This window comes from Nannocystis pusilla (genome assembly GCF_020073745.1).
Taxonomy (GTDB): Bacteria; Myxococcota_A; Polyangia; order Nannocystales; family Nannocystaceae; genus Nannocystis; species Nannocystis radixulma.
This window is the reverse complement of sequence record NZ_JAIRAU010000043.1, coordinates 48,047-65,825: the sequence shown is the minus strand read 5'-3', so window position 1 is coordinate 65,825 and position 17,779 is coordinate 48,047. Positions and strand designations below refer to the sequence as shown.

The following is a 17,779-nucleotide window of genomic DNA, read 5'->3' as shown; positions in this document are numbered from 1 at the left end:
CGCGCCGTGAGCTTCGACCTCGCCATCGATGCCGAGCCGGAGGAGGCCGCAGGACCCGAGGGCGACTTCCCCCCGGGCACGGTCCTGGTCGAGCGCTACAAGGTGATCCAGGTCCTCGGCCGCGGCGGCATGGGCTCGGTGTACCTCGCCGAGCACATCGAGGTCGGCCGCAAGGTCGCCATCAAGGTGCTGCTGTCGCAGTGGAGCAAGACCGACTCGATCGTCCGTCGGTTCCGCGCCGAGGCCCGCACCGCGAGTGCGATCGGCCACCCGAACATCGTTCAAGTGTTCGACGCCGGCATGCTGCCCGACCGCCGCCTGTTCCTGGTGATGGAGCACCTGGCCGGCCGCGACCTCGAGGCCGAGCTCATCGAGCACGTCGCGCTCGAGCCGCGCCGCTCGTGCGTGATCATGCGGCAGATCGCCCTGGCCCTCGGGGCAGGTCACCGCGCCGGCGTGGTCCACCGCGACCTCAAGCCGAGCAACATCATGCTCGTGCCCCAGTCCGACGGCGAGGCCGTCAAGGTGCTCGACTTCGGCATCGCCGCCAACGGCGGACTCATCGTCAGCGGCGCCGAGCGGATCACCAGCCCGGGCTCGCTGATGGGCACGCCCGAGTACATGGCCCCCGAGCAGGCCACCAACATGCCCGCGCGCCCGACCTTCGATGTCTACGCGATGGGCGTGATGCTGTTCGAGATGCTGTCCGGCGACATCCCGTTCTCGGCCAGCAACGCGTTCGAGCTGCTGGCCTTCAAGCTCAACCGGCCGGCCCCGTCGATCGAGACCCGCCGCCCCGGCCTCCCCCCCTCGCTGGTCAAGCTGATCGCCGACTGCCTGGCCACCGACGCCGCCGAGCGCCCCAGCGACGGCGACACCGTCGCCGCCCGCCTCGACCAGGTCCTGCAGGAGATGCGGCGGTCGAGCACGTCGCACGGACTCGGCCCGATCGACCCCGACGAGCCCGAGCCCGCCGACACCCTCGGCGCCGCCACGGCCTTCGCCGCCGCCGAGCCCTCGCTGCCGCCCTTCAAGTCCAGCCCGGGCGCCACGCTCCCGCCGGTGCACCGGCCCGCGCCGCGCAAGTTGGCGGTGCCGCTGCTGCTCGGGCTGCTCGCCGTCGCCGGGCTGATGCTCACGTTCTCGCTGCTGCGCTCGCCGCCGCCCGAATCACCGCCCGAACTCGCCGCCGTGGTCCCGCCCGCGCCGGCGCCGGTCGAGCCGCCACCTGTCCCGAAGGACACGTCGCCGCCGCCGACGCCCCCGCCCGTCGAGCCCGCGCCGCTCGAGCCCGCGCCGCTCGAGCCCGCGCCCACTCCGCCGGAGAGCGCGCGTCCGACCCCGAAGGCGAGTACGCGCGACGCCCACCTGACCCAGCGCTGCCAGCGGGTCCGCACGTCGGCGGAGACCGCCCGCCGATCCCAGCGCTGGGCGATCTTGCGAGACTATAGCCGTCAGCGCGAGTGCTGGGCCTCGGCCGCCGAGGCCCGCAAGCTCGAGACCAAGGCGCTGATGGAGCTGGGTGACTTCACGGGATGCATGTCCGTAGGGAAAGGTCTCAAAGACCAGGAGGCTCAAGGTTGGCTCAAGCTGTGCCAAAAGCGCGTCGGGGGCTGAGCCTCGCCGCAGCCGTGTCCCTCGCCGCGGCCCCGCTCGGCCCTGCCCGCGCAGCCGCGCCCGCGAACCCACCCACGCCCGCGAACGGGCCGGCCGACAAGGCCGCGCCCGCGGACGCGAACACCCCGGCGAAGCCCGCCGCGACCGCGAGCCCGGCGGCCCGCCCCGAGCTCGCGCCCCCCGGCGAGACGATCGCCCGCGCGAGCCTGGCGATCGACACCAACGCGGCCGGACCCGCCGGCCCGATCATCCACGAGCGCCTCGACGAGGTCGGCAACCGCCAGCTGCGCCGCTTCGAGGTGCTGCCCGGCCGCGGCCCGAAAGACCCGTGGATCCGCCTCACCGTGCGCGCCCTGCCCGGCGAGGAGCCCGGCTACATGATCGACTCGGGCCTCTACGTCGGCGAGGAGGCGGTCGGCGACAGCCTGCACCAGACCGAGTGCCGCCTGTGCACCGAGGGCGAGGCGGTCGAGCGCGGGACGGCGGAGATCGAGCGGCTGGTCCCGTTCGTCCGCGACTTCGCCCAGGCCCAGCGCGAGGCCCAGCTCAAGGCCGCCGCGCCGCCGCCCGAGCCGCCCAAGCCGGAGCCCCCGCCGCCCCCGCGCGGCCTCGGCCCGCGCGGCAAGGCCGGCGTCGCCCTGCTCGTCGTCGGCGGCGTCGGCGCGATCACCGGCCTCGGCCTGGCGATCAAGGAGCCGAAGCCCGACCCCGACATGCCGCTCTACGAGATCTCCACCCGACCCGCCGGCTTCGCCGTGCTCGGCATCGGCGCCGCCGCGGTGATCACCGGCGCGGTCCTGCTCGCCCTCGACCGCAAGGCCACCCAGCGCCGCGTGTCCTGGCTGCCCAGCGTCGGCCGCGGGGCCGCCGGCCTGACCCTGGCCGGCTCGTTCTGAAAATTGCTCTTAAAACAGGTTGTTCGGAACATGTCCTGGAGAACATACGCCGCGCTCGCCCTCCTCGCCGCCGGTTGCTCGGTCCCCAACACGAGCCACTGCGGCAACCAGTCCGGCGACCTGACCTGCGCCGAGCGCGACGCGAGCCGGCCGTACTGCAGCCTGTGCGAGGCGAGCAACGACGGCTGCGTGGCCGAGCCGGTGACCGTCGAGGCGTGCCGCCGCGACTCGGACAGCGGCCCGCCGCTGACGACCAACGATCCGTCGACCACGACGACCGCCGCGATCCCGACCACCGGGATCCCCACCACCGATTCGACCACCACGACCAGCACGAGCACGTCGACCTCGACCAGCACGAGCACGTCCACCTCGACCGGCACGAGCGCGGACACCAGCACGAGCACGACGACCGGCACGACCGGGGAGACGACCACCGACGACACGACCACCGCCGGCACCACCGACACGACCACCGAGACCGGCAGCACGACGATGACCGAGCTGTGCGGCAACGGCGTCGTCGAGGACCAGGAGGCCTGCGACGGGGCCGACCTCGACGGCAAGAAGTGCACCGACCTCGGCGCCTACGGCGGCGGGATCTTGAAGTGCGCCGCCAACTGCACCTTCGACGTCACCGGCTGCTGCAAGCCCAACGGCGCCAGCTGCGGCAACGGCTCCGAGTGCTGCTCCGGCAACTGCCCGCTCCTCGTGTTCAAGTGCGGGGCGTGACGGGCAGCGAAAAGGACATGCCCTGAAGGGCATGTCCTTGAAGCCACCTGCGGGCCGCCGTACTAGAACTCGCGCACGCCGGGGATCACGTCCTCGGCCGGCTTCGGCTTGCTGTTGTCGTCGTCCTTCTTCGACTCGAACTGGTTGTGGTCCTCGGGGAAGTGACCGGACCAGTAGAGCAGGCGGCCGCACGACTCGCAGGCGGGGATCTCCCGGCCCTTGAGCAGGCGCGTGTACATGATGTGGGGGATGACCATCTTGCAGGCGGTGCAGCGCTCGCGGTGGGCGGCGACGAAGGCGAGGCCGCCCAGGCGCTTGCGGATGCGCTCGTAGGAGGCCAGCGTCTCGCGGTCGATGTCCTTGACCAGGCGGGCGCGGACCTTCTTGGCCTTGTCGATCGACTCGTTGAGGCGGCCCTGTTCCTCGCCGAGCTTGGCCTTCTCGGCCTCGGCGGTCTGGCGCAGCGCCTGCAGCTGCGCGTCCATCTTGGCGATCTGCGCCTCGGTGCGGTTGACCGCCTCCTGCAGCTTGCCGATTTCGCCGGTGCGGGTCTGGACCATGCGGCGGGTGGTCTCGAGCTCGCGCTGCTGCGCGTTGAGCTCGCGGGCGGTCTTGATCGCGCCGAGCTTGGCCTTGCTGCTGCGGATCAGGTCCTCTTCGTCGTGGAGCTGCATCTCCTGCCGCTGCTGGAACGAGCGCGTGTCGTCGAGCTTGTTGCGCTCCGTCGCAAGCATTTGCTCGAGCTTGTGTAGGTCGGAGTCGAGGGTGACGATCCGGCTGGGGATCTCCCTCAAGCGCCGCTCCATCAGCGTGAGGCGACGGTCCTGTCGCTGGAGCGTTCGAAGGGCGGGGATTTGCGGGTGGATATCTGTCATGGGACGCCTGTGGGTGGGCCCACCTGGGCTTGAACCAGGGACCAACCGGTTATGAGCCGGCCGCTCTGACCGACTGAGCTATGGGCCCGTGCGACGCTGGGGGATCGTCCTCCCCAGAGTAGGTAACGGAGGGCATGGACGTCAAACTCAGCGGCATCGCGCGTTCACCGCAGGCGCGCCTTCCGCTGCCTGCGACGACCGCCCCGGGGGCCCGCGTTGGGGCTGCTCGCTGCATCGTGCTAGTGTGCGCGACCCGTGGCCACAGATGCCAGCGAACTCAGCAAAGGCGGCCTCTCGCTCGGCTTTGCCAAGCTCTTCTTCCTGATCGCCGGCTACGCCGTCTCGATCGCCCTGACCCGACTCGTCCCCCCGGGCACGTTCGGCGATTACACGGTCGTCAGCCAGATCATTGCCATCCCGAACATGGTGCTGATCCAGACGCTGCTGTTCGCGGTCAGTCGTCCGATGTCGGCCGAGTTCGACGCCGGCCTGCCCTCCTACGACGGGCTGCGCCGGCGGGGCTTCCGCCTCGCGGCCGGGCTCGGCGGCCTCGTCGCCGTCGTCTTCATCCTCGGCGCCGACCTCCTCGCCGAGTACGCGCTCAAAGATCCGGCGCTGGCCGGCGCGCTGCGCATGGTCGGCATCATCCCGCTGATCTACGCCGCCTACGCGGTCAACGTCGGCACCCTCAACGCGATCCGCAAGTTCCAGTTCCAGGCCGGCCTCGACATCTTCATGGCGATGACGAAGACGACGCTGATCGTCGGCGCCGCGGCCATGGGCTTCGGTCTGGCCGAGATCCTCGGCGGCTTCACGTTCGCGTCGCTGCTGGCGTTCGCCCTGTCGATCCTGTTCGTCGCCCGCTGCCGCCCGCGCACCGCCGGCGGCGGCGCCGGCCCGCTGCCGGCGATGGCCGAGTTCACCGGCCTCCTGCTGGTGTTCACCGCCGGCGTGAACCTGCTGCAGGCGCTCGACCTGGTGCTGCTCAAGCAGTTCACCACCACCGCGGCGCAGAAGGACGCGCTCGGCTTCTACTCGAGCGCCAACCTGGTCGCGCGCGTGCCCTACAGCATGATGAACGCGGTCAGCCTGGTGATGTTCCCGCTGATCGCCAGCCTGCAGGCCCAGAGCGACCGGGCGCAGATCGAGCGCTACGTCACCGCGACGGCCAAGGTCAGCCTGTTCCTGCTGTGCTTCATGAGCAGCGTCGGCGCCGGCGCGGCGCCCGAGGTCCAGCGGCTGCTGTTCCCCGCCGCCTACGGCGAGGCCGCCGGCGAGCTGCGCCTCCTGGTGTGGGGCATGTCGGGCTACTCGCTCACGGTCACCGCCGCGTGGATCTTCAACAGCAGCCGCCGCTCGCAGCTGGCGCTGCTGCTGATCGCCGTGCCGCTGGTGGTCGTCAGCGCGGCCGGCTTCGTCCTGGTGCCGCAGAGCTTCACCTCCGGCGCGGCCACGGCGGTGGCGATCGGCGGCGCCGCGGGGGCGATCGTCAGCCTCGTCGCCCTGGCGCGCAGCCTCGGCGCGGCGCTGTCGCCGGTGTTCCTGGTCAAGCTGCTGGCCGCGGTGGCCCTGGTCGAGGTCGTCTCGCGGACGTGGGCCCCCACGAGCAAGCCGCTGATCCTCGTCAAGCTGGCGCTGCTCGCCGCCGCGTTCCTCGCCGCCATCGTCGTCACCCGCGCCGTCACGCCGGCCGAGCTCCGCGAGCTCCGCAAGAAGCGTGCTCCTTAGGACATGTCCCAAAAGCCCTGGCTCATCATCTCCAAGCCGCTGCGGCCGCCGTTCCGCGACGGCAGCACGGTGCTGCTGCGCGACCTGGTGACGCACATGCCGCCGGGCCGGGCCCTGGCCTACCTCGGCGACCCGAACGCGCCGCTGCGGCCGGGCGCCGATCGGGTGATCGGCGCGCCGGCGGCCGGCTACGCGCCGACGATGGGCGACAAGCTGCGCGCGCTGGCGGCGATGCTGCGCCACCCGGGCCTGCCGGTGCACCTGTCCTTCACGCCAGGCAAGGCCACGGCCGCGGTGGTGTCGCTGCTGCGGCGGCTGCAGCCGCGGCGGCTGTTCGTGCAGAGCCTGATGTCGTCGCACGGGGCCGAGAGCTGGACGCCGCTGCTGCGCCCGCTCGACGCCGTGGTCGCCCTGTCCCACGGGACAGCCCGGCGCCTGCGCGACGCCGGCGTGCCGGAGGCGAAGATCGCCACGATCCGCCCGGCCGTGGCCGCCTGCCCGCCCGACGCTCCGGCCGAGGTCGCCGCGCGCAAGCGCCTGCTCTACGCCGGCGACCTCGACCAGGAGATCGCGGCCCGGCTGGTCGCCCTGGCCCGCGCGACCGCCCCGAGCGGCTGGTCGCTGACGATCGCCTGCCGGCCCAAGGCCGAGGGCGACGCCGACGCGCGCACGCACCTCCAGCGCGAGCTCGCCGGCGACCTCGCCTCCGGCCGCGTCGAGCTGCTGGCCGAGGTCGCCGACATGGACGCGCTGTACCGCCGCAGCGCCCTGCAGCTGTTCGCCGCCACGCACACCCGGCGCAAGGTCGACCTGCCGCTGGCGCTGCTCGAGGGCCTCGCGCGCGGCGTCCCGGCGGCGATCGTCGACGTGTCCCCGGCCGCCGAGCTGCTGCACGTCGGCCACGAGGCCGGCCTCCGCCCCGGCCTGGCCGCCCCCGCCGAGCCCGACGCGTTCGCCCGCGCCGTCGCCGAGGTCGTCCACGGCGACACCGTCGCCGCCTGGTCCGAAGCCGCCGCCGCCCTGGCCGCCCGCGAGTTCTCGCTGGCGCAGATGGCCAGCCGCTACGACGCGCTCTACAGCGACCTCGAGAGCAAGCGCCGCGCTTGAGCCTGTCCCTCGGAACATGTCCGCTCAGACATGTTCGCCAGCACCTGTCTGAAAAACAAGGCGGGAGGAGGAGCGGACGAGCGGGGTCGTAAGCCGGGTTCTGTCCCTGGGATCGTCGCCTCACCCAGGTGGCGGTCATTCTTCTACGCGGCACTACCCGGGACGGGACGGGCAGCCCCTGGTGGCTTCCTTGCGGAGAGCCACCGTGTCCCTGTTTGGCCTTGCTCCGGGTGGGGTTTACCGTGCGGTCCCTGTCGCCAGGTCCCCGGTGCGCTCTTACCGCACCTTTTCACCCTTACCCGCGCGGACGCGGGCGGTCTGAGTCTCTGTGGCACTTTCCTTCGGGTCGCCCCGACTGGCCTGCGCCAGCACCCTGCCCTGCGGAGCCCGGACTTTCCTCGATGAGCTCGGGGCTCACCGCGAACGCCTTGTCCCCCTCGGCCGCTCCTCTCCCGCCGCGGTGTGTAGCACGCGTGAGCGGCGGGGCCAAGCGAGCGCGGCGCGCGGCGCTCACGGCAGCGAGGGCAGCGTATCGGTGGCGGTCTTGCTGAGCTGGCGGACCGCGTGGCGTTCGTCGTGGTCGTTGCAGGCGAGCACGACGACCACGGTGATGTTGTCGTCGCCGCCGCGCTCGAGCGCCAGCTCGGTACAGACCTGCGGCAGCTCGGAGTACAGGTTGTCGCGGGCCAGCGCGGCCAGCTCGTCGAGCGACACGTAGTTGGCGAAGCCGTCGGAGCAGAGCAGGTACACGTCGCCGAGGTTGACGTTGACCGGCACGATGTCGGCCTCGACCAGGCGTTCGAAGCCGACCGAGCGGGTGATGATGTGCTTGAGGTCGGACTCCTGCGCCTCTTCCTCGGTGATGAGGCCGGCGAGCACCTGCTCGTTGAGCCAGGAGTGGTCGGTGGTCAGCTGGCAGGCCATCGCCGAGCGCAGCAGGTACGCGCGGCTGTCACCGACGTGGACCACGTAGCCGCGGTCGCCGTGGAACAGGATGCCGGTGAGCGTGGTACCCATCCCGTGCAGCGAGCGGTCCTGCTGCGCCTGGTCGTAGATCCGCGCGCTCGCCTCGCTCGCCGATGCTTGCAGGATCTCCGCGATCGCCTCCGACCACGCCTGTTGCGGCATCCCGTGCAGGCGCGCCATCCCGCGGCGCACGACCTTGTTGACGACGTCGGCGCACATGGCACTGGCATGCGCCCCGCCGGCGTGGCCACCCATGCCGTCGGCGACGAGATACAGCCCGAGCGAGCTGTCGACGAGGAAGCTGTCCTCGTTCGCCATGCGGACGCGGCCGACGTCGGTGGATGCCCACGCGATCAAACGCACAGCCTGGACGATACCACGTACGGCGGCAGTTCGAGACGAATCGCTGCGGGAGGGTGAGCGCTCGGCGTCGGTTGCTGGCGCAGCCGGGGCCGCGCCGGCAGCGCGTGAGTAAACCGACGGCCTCCGCACGCCCCGGCGGGCGCTGCGGCGGCCGAAGCGGTCTCGCGGCCAGGTGCGGCGCGGGGGCCGGTGTGCGGCCGGATCACACGCGGAAGGCCGCCGGCTCGTCGGACATGGAGATCTCCGCGCCGTCGAAGCGGATCCGCTTGGGCTTGTCGTCGAGGACGGTGAGGATGGAGACGGGTCGCCGCCAGATGCGCTCGACGTTGCGGAGGGTGTCGCGGGCGTAATCCATCTTGAGGTCGATGCCCTCGTGGCGGTGGCCGAGCAGCAGCTCGCTGCGATTGAGGTAGTTGGCGTCGACGACGTAGATGAACGGCTGGCCGAAGTTCGACAGCTGCTGGAGGATCTGCTGCTTGATCTTGCTGAACTCGCGGCCTTCGATCTCGAGCCGACCGGTGCGGCGGTTCTCCTTGTAGGTGAAGAATTTCTGCTCGCGGCAGAAGTCCTCGGTGAAGAACTCGTCGAGGAAGGTGACGTCGTTGTGCATGCGCCGGACCTCGTAGAGCTTCTGGCGCCCGAGGCCGAGCTTCTTGTCCCACGCCGCGCGCTGCGACAGCGAGGTGCACTCGTCGTACTCCTTGCCGAAGCGGCCGGTGTTCCAGCGGTCTTCGATGTGGCGGTAGAGCTCGACGCCGAGCTTGTACGGGTTCAGCTGGCCGGGGCCCATCGCGGTCACGCCGCTGGCGGCGTCGGCGTAGTCGATGAGCTCGTCGTCTCGCAGCGCGCGGGTGGTCATGATGCGCGAGTGCCAGTAGGTGGCCCATCCCTCGTTCATGATCTTCGTCTGCATCTGCGGCAGGAAGTAGTAGGCCTCCTCGCGGATGATGCCGAGCACGTCGGCCTCCCACGCCTCGAGCGGCGCGTACTGCATGAGGAAGCCGAGCACGTCGCGCTCCGGGTGGGGCGGGTTCTTGCGCTTCTGGGCCTCGTCGGCCTGCTTCTTCTTGGCGCGCTGGGCGGCGATGAACTCGGGCGGGTTGATGTAGCCCTCGAGGTAGCTGCGGGTGTTGTGCAGGCGGCCGGGCTCGGGGCCTGACGACTCGGGGTCGCCCTCCGCGGCGGGGGCGGCGGCGGGCTCGGGCGCGCGGCGGGTCTCCTTGCGGCGGAACGGCAGCCACGGGTCGATGAGGTTGTCGACCGAGAGGCAGGTGTCGACGAACGTCTCGACGTTGGACACGCCCTGGCGGTCCATGTAGCGGCGCACGCGGGCGGCGTTGTTGGCCATCCCGTCGATCATGCGGCGGTCGGTGTGCGAGAAGAAGTAGTTGTTCTTGAAGAAGTCGCAGTGGCCGTAGACGTGGGCCATCACCAGCTTCTGGTCGACGAACGAGTTGCCCTCGAGCAGGTACGCGTAGCAGGGGTTGGTGTTGATGACGAGCTCGTAGATCTTCGACAGCCCGTACGTGTGGCTCTTGAGCATGTGGTCGTACTCCATGCCGAAGCGCCAGTGGGGGTAGCGGACGGGGAAGCCGCCGTAGGCCGCGATCTCGCACATGTGGCGGTAGTCGATGGTCTCGAACACCACCGGGAAGGTGTCGAGGCCGAACTCGTCGGCGTACGACTTGATCTCGTCCTGGAGTTCGCGGAGCGCCGGCGGCAGCTGGCCGGAGGGGCTGTAGAGCGAGCGCGACATGGCTTAGCGGCCCCCCTTCAGGAATTCGCGGATCGAGTCCATGATGTCGTCCTTGCTCTTGATCTCGCTGGTGACGAGGGCGATGTTCTTGGCGAACGCGGACCGCAGGTCCTTGATGAACTGGCCCGAGCCGTAGGGCGACTCGACCTGGCCGTAGCCGAACTGGTTGCACTTCGGCAGCAGCTGGTGCTTCACCAGCTGGATGCACGTGGCGGTGTCGTCGACCGACCAGTTGTCGCCGTCGCTGAAGTGGAACGCGTAGATGTTCCACTGCTCGGGGCTGAACTCGGCGTCGATGAGCTCGGCGCACAGCTTGTAGGCCGAGCTGATCATCGTCCCGCCCGACTCGCGGGTGCGGAAGAAGACCTCGCGCTCGACCACCCGCGCCGTCGCGTCGTGGATGATGTAGCGCGACTCGAGGCCCTTGTACTGGCTGCGCAGCCAGGTGTCGATCCAGAACGACTCGATGCGGACGATCTCTTTCTGCTCGTCGCCCATCGAGCCCGACACGTCCATCATGTAGATGATCACCGCGTTGGTCTGCGGCCGCGGGTCGGTGCGCCACGAGCGGTAGCGGCGGTCCTCGCGGATCGGCACGATCACCGGGCGCGCCGGGTCGTAGGAGCCCATCGCGACCTGGCGGCGGAGCGCGCGCTTGTAGGTCGCCTTGAAGTTGCGCAAGCTCTCGGGGCCGCTGTTGCGCAGGCCGACGTAGCGGTCCTTGCGGGTCTCGAGCGAGTGCGTGCCCTTCGGCTGGATGTTGGGCAGACCGAGCTCTTCACCCATGATCTGAGCGAGCTCTTCGAGCGTGACCTCGACTTCGAGCGCCTTGCCACCCTCCTGCTCGCCGGCCTTGCCGGCGCCGCCCTGCCCGTCCTTGCCGGTGCCGCCGACCGGGTCGCCGGGCTCGCCGTCGCCCTGACCGACGCCCTGGCCGCTGTTGTCGCCGTGGACGAACCGCGGGATGTTGATCTGCGGCATCGGGATCGCGACCGTGCCCTGACCCTTCGGCGCGACCATATCGCCGCGAGAGATGTATTTGCGCAAGTTCTGCCGAATTTTGCCGCGAATGATCTCTCGGAAGCGGCTGTGGTCCTGCTCGATGCGCGAAATCATGGACAACCAGAGTATGCGAGGTGCGCGGCGGATGCGAGGGCAAGCGCGCTCGGCGGCGCATTTGCCTGTTTCTCCGCGGTGCGCGCCGACGCGGCTCCGCGCGCGTCGCTTCCGCGGTGGCCGCTTCCGCCACCCTCGTGTACCATCTGGGGACGATGTCATCCGTCTCGCTCGTCGACCGCGTCGCCGCCCTTCAGGACCAAAAGCGCTACGAAGACCTGCACTGGAGCGGAACGTTCGAGGAGTACCTCGAGCTCGTGCGCAAGAACCCGCGGGTGGCCCGGACCGCGTACGAGCGCCTCTACGACATGGTGCTGTCGCACGGGACCGAGGAGTACGTCGACAGCAAGAAGAAGATCACGCGCTACCGGTTCTTCCAGGACGAGGTGCACGAGGGGCGCGACGCGATCTTCGGGCTCGACATCCCGCTGATGCGGCTGGTCAGCGTGCTCAAGGCGGCGGCGCTGCGCTACGGGACCGAGCGGCGCATCATCCTGCTCCACGGCCCGGTCGGCTCGTCGAAGAGCACGATCGCCAGGCTGCTCAAGAAAGGCCTCGAGGAGTACAGCCGCACGCCCGAGGGCGCGCTCTACACCTACGAGTGGACGCTGCCCGAGGGGCTGCGCTACCTGACGGCCGGCAACGAGAGCTTCTCGTCGCCGATGAACGAGGAGCCGCTGAAGCTGATCCCGGCCGACGTGCGCGAGCAGGCGATCACGTCGCTGGGGCTCGAGCGCGACGGCTTCCGCCCGTACATCCGCGGCAACCTCAACCCGGCCTGTCGCTTCATCTTCCGCGAGCTGATGCTGCACTACAAGGGCGACTGGTCGAAGGTCGTGCGCCACGTGCGGGTCAAGCGGCTGCTCCTGTCCGAGGAGGACCGCATCGGCATCGGCACCTTCCAGCCGAAGGACGAGAAGAACCAGGACTCGACCGAGCTGACCGGCGACATCAACTACCGCCGGATCGCCGAGTACGGCAGCGACACCGACCCGCGCGCCTTCAACTTCGACGGCGAGTTCAACGTCGCCAACCGCGGCGTCATCGAGTTCGTCGAGATCCTCAAGCTCGACGTCGCCTTCCTCTACGACCTGCTCGGCGCCACGCAGGAGCAGAAGATCAAGCCGAAGAAGTTCGCGCAGACCGACATCGACGAGGTGATCATCGGCCACACCAACGAGGCCGAGTACAACCGCCTGCTCGAGAACAAGTTCATGGAGGCGCTGCGCGACCGTACGGTCAAGATCGACGTCCCGTACATCACGAAGCTCAGCGAAGAGATCAAGATCTACGCCAAGGACTACAACCCGAAGAAGGTCCGCGGCCGCTTCATCGCCCCGCACACGCTCGAGATGGCGGCGATGTGGGCCATCCTCACCCGCCTCGAGGACCCGAAGAAGCACCAGCTGTCGCTGCTGCAGAAGCTCAAGCTGTTCGACGGCAAGACCCTGCCCGGGTTCACCCAGGACTCGGTCAAGGAGCTGCGCAAGGAGGCCGTGCGCGAGGGCATGGAGGGCATCTCCCCGCGCTACATCCAGGACAAGATCGCCAACTGCCTGGTGTCCGAGCGCGGGCAGATGAGCATCAACCCGTTCATGGTCCTCAACGAGCTCGAGGGCGGCCTGCGCAGCCACAGCCTCATCAACAACGACGACCAGCGCAAGCGCTACACCGAGCTGCTCGCCGTGGTCAAACAGGAGTACGAGGACATCGTCAAGAACGAGGTCCAGCGGGCCATCAGCGCCGACGCCGACGCCATCGCGCGCCTTTGCGGCAACTACATCGACAACGTCAAGGCGTACACCCAGCGCGAGAAGGTCAAGAACCCGTACACCGGCCAGGACGAGGAGCCCGACGAGCGGCTGATGCGCTCGATCGAGACCAAGATCGACATCCCCGAGTCGCGCAAGGACGACTTCCGCCGCGAGATCATGAACTACATCGGCGCGCTCGCCATCGAGGGCAAGCAGTTCGACTACCGCACCAACGAGCGGCTCTACAAGGCGCTCGAGCTCAAGCTGTTCGAGGACCAGAAGGACAGCATCAAGCTCACCAGCCTGGTCTCCCAGGTGGTCGACCGCGAGGCGCAGGAGAAGATCGACGTGGTCAAGCAGCGGCTCATCCGCAACTACGGCTACGACGAGATCAGCGCGTCCGACGTGCTCACCTACGTCGCCTCGATCTTCGCCCGCGGCGAGATGAAGTAGCCGGCGGCCCGCCGCGAATGTGACTGCGGGGGCCCTGGCGGCCCCCGCGGCCGTTCATTGCCGTATCTTGCCGTATCTTGCCGTATCATGGCGGCGCCAGCGGCAGGTCGACGCGGAAGGTCGTACCGACGCCGAGCTCGGAGTCCAGCGTGATGGTCCCGTGGTGGGCCTGGACGATCTCGCGAGCGATGTAGAGGCCGAGGCCGAGGCCGCCGAACGAGACGGCGCGGTGGGCCCGCTCGAACGGCTGGAACAGCTTCTCGCGCGCCTCGACGGCGATGCCGATGCCGTGGTCCTCGACCTCGATGCGCGCGAGGCCGCGGGCCGGGAAGCTGAGCCGCACGGTCACCGGCCGGCCCGCGCCGTACTTGAACGCGTTGCTGACCAGGTTGTCGAGCACCTGCTCGATGCGCCGCCGGTCCCACGACGCGAACACCGGCGGGCTGGTGGGCGCCGGCAGCTCGAGGTGCAGGCCCGCGCTGGCGCGCGGCTCGTGGTCGACCGTCTGCGCGACGTAGGTCGACAGCAGCTCGACGACGTCGGTGCGCGTGCGGTCGAGGAACAACTTCTTGTGCGACAGGCGGGTGGCGTCGAGCATGTCGCCGACCAGCGAGTCGATCTTGCGCGCCTGGCGGATGATGAGCTCCAGGGCCGCGACGAGCGGCTGGGGCTTCGTCGACGCGGGCTCGGGCGCCGGCATCTTCTTCAGCAGCGACTCGGCGCGCAGCAGGATCGAGGTGATCGGCGTGCGCAGCTCGTGGCTGGCGACCGACAGGAATTCGTCGCGCACGGCGATCGCGTCGCGCAGGACCTGCTCGGCCTGCTTGCGCGCGGAGATGTCGACGAGGGTGCCGGACATCCGCACGCCGTCGCCGGCGTAGTCGGAGAACACGCCGCCCTGCGAGAACAACCAGCGGTCGCGCAGCTCGGGGTCGCGCAGGCGGAAGTCGGCGCGGAAGGTCGAGCGGGCCGCCAGCGAGTCGGACAGCGCCTGGCGCACGCGGTCGCGGTCGTCGGGGTGGATCAGCTTGAGGAACTCGTGGATGTCGTGCGGCTGGTACTCGGAGGCGCAACCCATCAGCGTCCTCGTCGTCTCCGACCAGATGACCTGGCCGGTGCGCGCGTCCCAGTCCCACACGCCGGTCTCGGCCGCGCGCATGGCCTCGTTGACGTCGGCGTACTGACGCAGGCGCGTGCTGAGGTCGACGACGTAGCCGATGAACTGGTTCTGCCGCGGGCGCACCAGCGTGTAGCCGATCAGCACCGGCACGCGGCTGCCGTCCTTGCGCAGGTAGTCCTTCTCGTAGGGGCGGCACTTGCCGGTGCGCAGCGCCTCTTCGATGCCCTGGTGGTCGCGCATCAGGTGCTCCGGCGCGGTGCAGCGGTCCCAGCGGAAACTGCCGCTCTCGAGCTCCTCGCGGGTGTAGCCGAGGATCCGCAGGTACTCGTCGGTGGCCTCGACGAGCTGGCCGTGCATGTCGCTGACGAACAGGCCGACCAGCTGGGCCAGGCCGCCGGCCTTGGCGGCCTCGTAGAGCGCCGTCTCGCGCAGGCTCTCGACCACGCACACGGCGCCGAGCAGGCTGCCGTCGAGCCCGAGCACCGGGCGGGCGGTCTCCCGCACGCGGAGCTGACGCCCGTCGCGCCAGCCGATCGCGTAGGTCTGCGCCGGCGTGCGGGCTCGCGTGCGCAGCGCGAGCGCGACGGCGGTGTCCTCGCGGCGCAGCGGCGTGCCGGTCAACGTGGCGAACTCGTCGGCGGGGCAGTACGGCGGGGCGTCCGACGAGCTCAACCTCAGCAGCGCGGCGGCGTCGGCGTTGAACGCGACCAGCTCCCCACGCGCGTCGCAGACGTAGGCCGCGAGCGGCAGCCCCTCCAGCAGGTCGCGCGCGCCGAGCATGCCGATGGTGGCGTCGGTCCCGTTCATTGGCAGCGCAGACACAGAGTACCGCGGGCGACAGTCGTGCGGCGGACCGTGCCGGACGTGGGATTGAGAGCCCGCCCGCGGGTCTCGCGCGCTTGCGAACGCAGACCTATCGCAGCGGCACGACGGGCCCCGAGCTCGCCCTCTCGCCGCCGCATCGGCGGGCGCCTCCTGCGACTCTCGCCACCCGCAGGCTCGCCTTCACGTGAGGCAGGACAGGAGCGGCGCCACCGCGACGCACCGGCCGGGCACGCCGCCAGGGGACCGCGCGGCGGACCCGGCGTCCGCCCCTCACGGCCCGCGGAAGGTGGCGATGACCGGGATGTGGTCGGACGGCGCGTCCCAGCCGCGCGGGGTCTTGTCGTGGACCACCGCGTCGCAGCGGGCGTACAGCGGGGCGCTGGCGTAGACGTGGTCGATGCGCATGCCGCGGTTGCGATCGAAGTCGCCGCGGCGGTAGTCCCACCAGGTGTACTGGCCGGCGCGGTCGTCGTGCTTGCGGAAGCAGTCCTGCAGGCCGAAACCCAGCAGCTCGCGCAGGGCCGCGTGCTCCTGCGGCGAGAAGTGCGTGCAGCCCTCGAGCGCCCGCGGGTCGACGACGTCGCGCTCGTCGGGGGCGATGTTGAAGTCACCGCACAGGATGAGCGGCGTGTCGGGCGTGTAGTGCTCGACGAGCTCGGCCTTGAGGCGCGCCAGCCAGGCCAGCTTGTAGGCGAACGCCTCGGTGCCGAGCGCCGTGCCGTTGGGGACGTAGAGGTTGTAGAGGCGGAGGCCGTCGATCTCGGTGTTCAAGATCCGGCAGTGCGAGTCGGCGTCGCCGCCGCGGAAGCCGGTGACCACCTGCGTCGGCTTGACCTTCGACAGCGTGGCCACGCCGGCGTAACCCTTGGCCCCGTGGACGTCGACGGTGTAGCCGAGCTCGGCGAACGGCACCCGCGGGAACACCTTGTCCTCGCATTTGGTCTCCTGCAGGCAGGCGACGTCGGGGTTCCGCTCGGCGAGGAAGCTCAGCACGTCGTCGAGGCGCGCGCGGATCCCGTTGACATTCCATGTCAGCAGCGTGAAGGGCCGGTTCATGGCCGCGAACCTTAGCGCAGCCGCGGCGCGACGACGAGGCCGTGGAACAGCAGCGCCAGCGCGAACCACCCGGCCGCCATCAGCACCGAGAGGTCACCCTTGACCGCCAGCGCCCCGAGCACGAACACGCTCGAGACGACGTAGATGAGCGGCGCCCACGGATAAAAGCCCAGGCGGTACGGCCGCGGGTGCGCGGGGTCCTTGCGCCGCAGCGCGATCACGCTGGCGACCGCGAGCGAGCCGGAGATCAACATCGCCGCGGCGGCGTAGTCCATCAGCTGGTCGAACTGACGGCTGAGGATCAGCGCGGCCGCCAGCGCGGCCTGCAGCCACAGCGCGACCACCGGGGTGCCGAAGCGCGGGCTCAGCTGCCCGGCCGCGGCGAAGCAGTGGCGCTGCCCGGCCATGGCGTAGGCGATCCGCGAGCCGGCCATGACGGTGCCGTTGATCGAGCCGAGCATCGCCAGCAGGATCATCAGCGTCACCACGATCACGCCGGCGTGGCCGAACAGCGCCCCCGCGGCCGCGGTCCCGGCCTCGCCGGCGCCCGCCAGCGCGCTCATGTCGAACACCGCGAGGTAGCCGGCGCACAGCACGAAGTAGAGGACCGCGACCATGGCCGTGCCGCCGACCACCGCGCGCGGCAGGTTCTTGCCCGGGTCGGCGATCTCCCCGCCGATGTAGATCGCCGCGTTCCACCCGGAATAAGCGAAGTAGATCGGCAGGTACGCCTGGGCGAGCTCGGCCGCCGAAGGCGCGGGGCTCAGGCCCACGCGCAGGCTCTCGCGCGAGACCTCGACCGCGCCGATGTCGCCGACCACGAACAGACTCACCGCCAGCAGCACCGCCAGCGGGATCATCGTCACCACCAGCTGCACCCGCCCGGACAGCACGATGCCGATGTGATTGAGCGCCGTCAGGCCGACCACCAGCGCCAGCGCCCAGAACGTCGGGCCCGCCATCGTCGCCACGCCGAGGTCGACCGGCGCGGCGAAGCTCGGCCCGAGCAGCACCGGCAGCTGGAACGTGGCTGTCCCGACGGCCATGGCCGCGAGCGAGCCGGGGAAGGTCGCCAGCAGCTGCAGCCAGCCGGTCGCGAACGCGATGCCCGGCCCGTAGGCGGCGCGCAAGTACGGGTACTCGCCGCCCGCGCGCGGCATCATCGCCCCGAGCTCCGCCACGCACAGCGCCCCGCACAGCGCCGCCAGGCCGCCCGCCAGCCACAGCGCGAGGAACCACAACGGGCTCTGCACGTGCGCGGCGACCACCGGCGGCGAGATGAAGATGCCGATGCCGAGCATCGAGCCCGCGACCAGCGCTTGCGCCGCCCAGCGGCCGAGGTGTCGCGTCTCCATCCGGGGCAGCCTAACCGATGATCGGGGTCCGAGCGTCCCGACGCAAGAAAGCGGACCTGG

13 protein-coding genes, 1 tRNA gene and 1 other RNA gene are annotated in these 17,779 nt (G+C 70.3%); 6 read left to right on the top strand and 9 right to left on the bottom strand.

The genetic code is table 11. The features are described 5' to 3' along the window. The first annotated feature begins 6 nt into the window (after window positions 1-6). Genes K7C98_RS29745 through K7C98_RS29735 form a run of 3 tightly spaced genes read left to right on the top strand, consistent with a single transcriptional unit; the run spans window position 7 to window position 3,245 of the window. Window positions 7-1,617: a serine/threonine-protein kinase gene (locus tag K7C98_RS29745; protein WP_224195179.1), complete on the top strand. Its 1,611-nt coding sequence runs from the start codon at window positions 7-9 to the stop codon at window positions 1,615-1,617. Window positions 1,618-1,631: 14 nt separating this feature from the next. After that, window positions 1,632-2,513: a hypothetical protein gene (locus K7C98_RS29740; RefSeq protein ID WP_224195178.1), complete on the top strand. Its 882-nt coding sequence runs from the start codon at window positions 1,632-1,634 to the stop codon at window positions 2,511-2,513. Window positions 2,514-2,543: 30 nt separating this feature from the next. Then, entirely contained in the window at window positions 2,544-3,245 is a 702-nt protein-coding gene (locus K7C98_RS29735) for a hypothetical protein (RefSeq protein WP_224195177.1), read from the top strand. Between the two features lie 62 nt (window positions 3,246-3,307). Here the strand turns inward: K7C98_RS29735 and K7C98_RS29730 are convergent, their stop codons facing one another. Next, window positions 3,308-4,039, bottom strand: coding sequence for a zinc ribbon domain-containing protein (locus K7C98_RS29730; RefSeq protein ID WP_224195176.1), 732 nt, complete (start codon window positions 4,037-4,039; stop codon window positions 3,308-3,310). Window positions 4,040-4,134: 95 nt separating this feature from the next. After that, window positions 4,135-4,208 (bottom strand) — tRNA-Ile (locus K7C98_RS29725). 167 nt (window positions 4,209-4,375) lie between these two features. Here K7C98_RS29725 and K7C98_RS29720 point away from each other — a divergent pair. Both K7C98_RS29720 and K7C98_RS29715 read left to right on the top strand, forming a co-directional pair. Beyond that, window positions 4,376-5,848, top strand: a complete 1,473-nt coding sequence (locus K7C98_RS29720; RefSeq protein WP_224195175.1) for a lipopolysaccharide biosynthesis protein — start codon at window positions 4,376-4,378, stop codon at window positions 5,846-5,848. A gap of 3 nt (window positions 5,849-5,851) precedes the next feature. Then, on the top strand, window positions 5,852-6,955 hold the full coding sequence (locus K7C98_RS29715; protein WP_224195174.1) for a glycosyltransferase: 1,104 nt from the start codon (window positions 5,852-5,854) through the stop codon (window positions 6,953-6,955). Window positions 6,956-7,028: 73 nt separating this feature from the next. Here the strand turns inward: K7C98_RS29715 and rnpB are convergent. From rnpB to K7C98_RS29695, 4 genes are all read right to left on the bottom strand, one after another. Then, an RNA gene (rnpB, locus tag K7C98_RS29710) (RNase P RNA component class A) lies at window positions 7,029-7,395 on the bottom strand. 70 nt (window positions 7,396-7,465) lie between these two features. After that, window positions 7,466-8,284 carry a PP2C family protein-serine/threonine phosphatase gene (locus tag K7C98_RS29705; protein ID WP_096328098.1) on the bottom strand — a complete coding sequence of 273 codons (819 nt, stop codon included), beginning with the start codon at window positions 8,282-8,284 and terminating at the stop codon, window positions 7,466-7,468. A gap of 202 nt (window positions 8,285-8,486) precedes the next feature. Beyond that, window positions 8,487-10,040, bottom strand: coding sequence for a SpoVR family protein (locus K7C98_RS29700; protein WP_224195173.1), 1,554 nt, complete (start codon window positions 10,038-10,040; stop codon window positions 8,487-8,489). A gap of 3 nt (window positions 10,041-10,043) precedes the next feature. After that, window positions 10,044-11,156: a DUF444 family protein gene (locus K7C98_RS29695; RefSeq protein ID WP_224195172.1), complete on the bottom strand. Its 1,113-nt coding sequence runs from the start codon at window positions 11,154-11,156 to the stop codon at window positions 10,044-10,046. Between the two features lie 155 nt (window positions 11,157-11,311). Here K7C98_RS29695 and K7C98_RS29690 point away from each other — a divergent pair, with 155 nt between their 5' ends. Further along, the gene (locus K7C98_RS29690) at window positions 11,312-13,363 is read left to right on the top strand and encodes a PrkA family serine protein kinase (protein WP_224195171.1); all 2,052 of its coding nucleotides are present in this window, start codon (window positions 11,312-11,314) and stop codon (window positions 13,361-13,363) included. Between the two features lie 85 nt (window positions 13,364-13,448). On the opposite strand, the gene K7C98_RS29685 is transcribed toward K7C98_RS29690, so the two are convergent. The 3 genes from K7C98_RS29685 to K7C98_RS29675 all read right to left on the bottom strand — a co-directional run bounded on the left by K7C98_RS29685 (window position 13,449) and on the right by K7C98_RS29675 (window position 17,719). Continuing rightward, window positions 13,449-15,290: a PAS domain-containing sensor histidine kinase gene (locus K7C98_RS29685; protein ID WP_224195170.1), complete on the bottom strand. Its 1,842-nt coding sequence runs from the start codon at window positions 15,288-15,290 to the stop codon at window positions 13,449-13,451. 288 nt (window positions 15,291-15,578) lie between these two features. After that, the gene (gene xth / locus K7C98_RS29680) at window positions 15,579-16,364 is read right to left on the bottom strand and encodes an exodeoxyribonuclease III (RefSeq protein WP_224195169.1); all 786 of its coding nucleotides are present in this window, start codon (window positions 16,362-16,364) and stop codon (window positions 15,579-15,581) included. Between the two features lie 11 nt (window positions 16,365-16,375). Continuing rightward, window positions 16,376-17,719, bottom strand: coding sequence for an APC family permease (locus tag K7C98_RS29675; RefSeq protein WP_224195168.1), 1,344 nt, complete (start codon window positions 17,717-17,719; stop codon window positions 16,376-16,378). Between the last annotated feature and the right edge of the window lie 60 nt (window positions 17,720-17,779).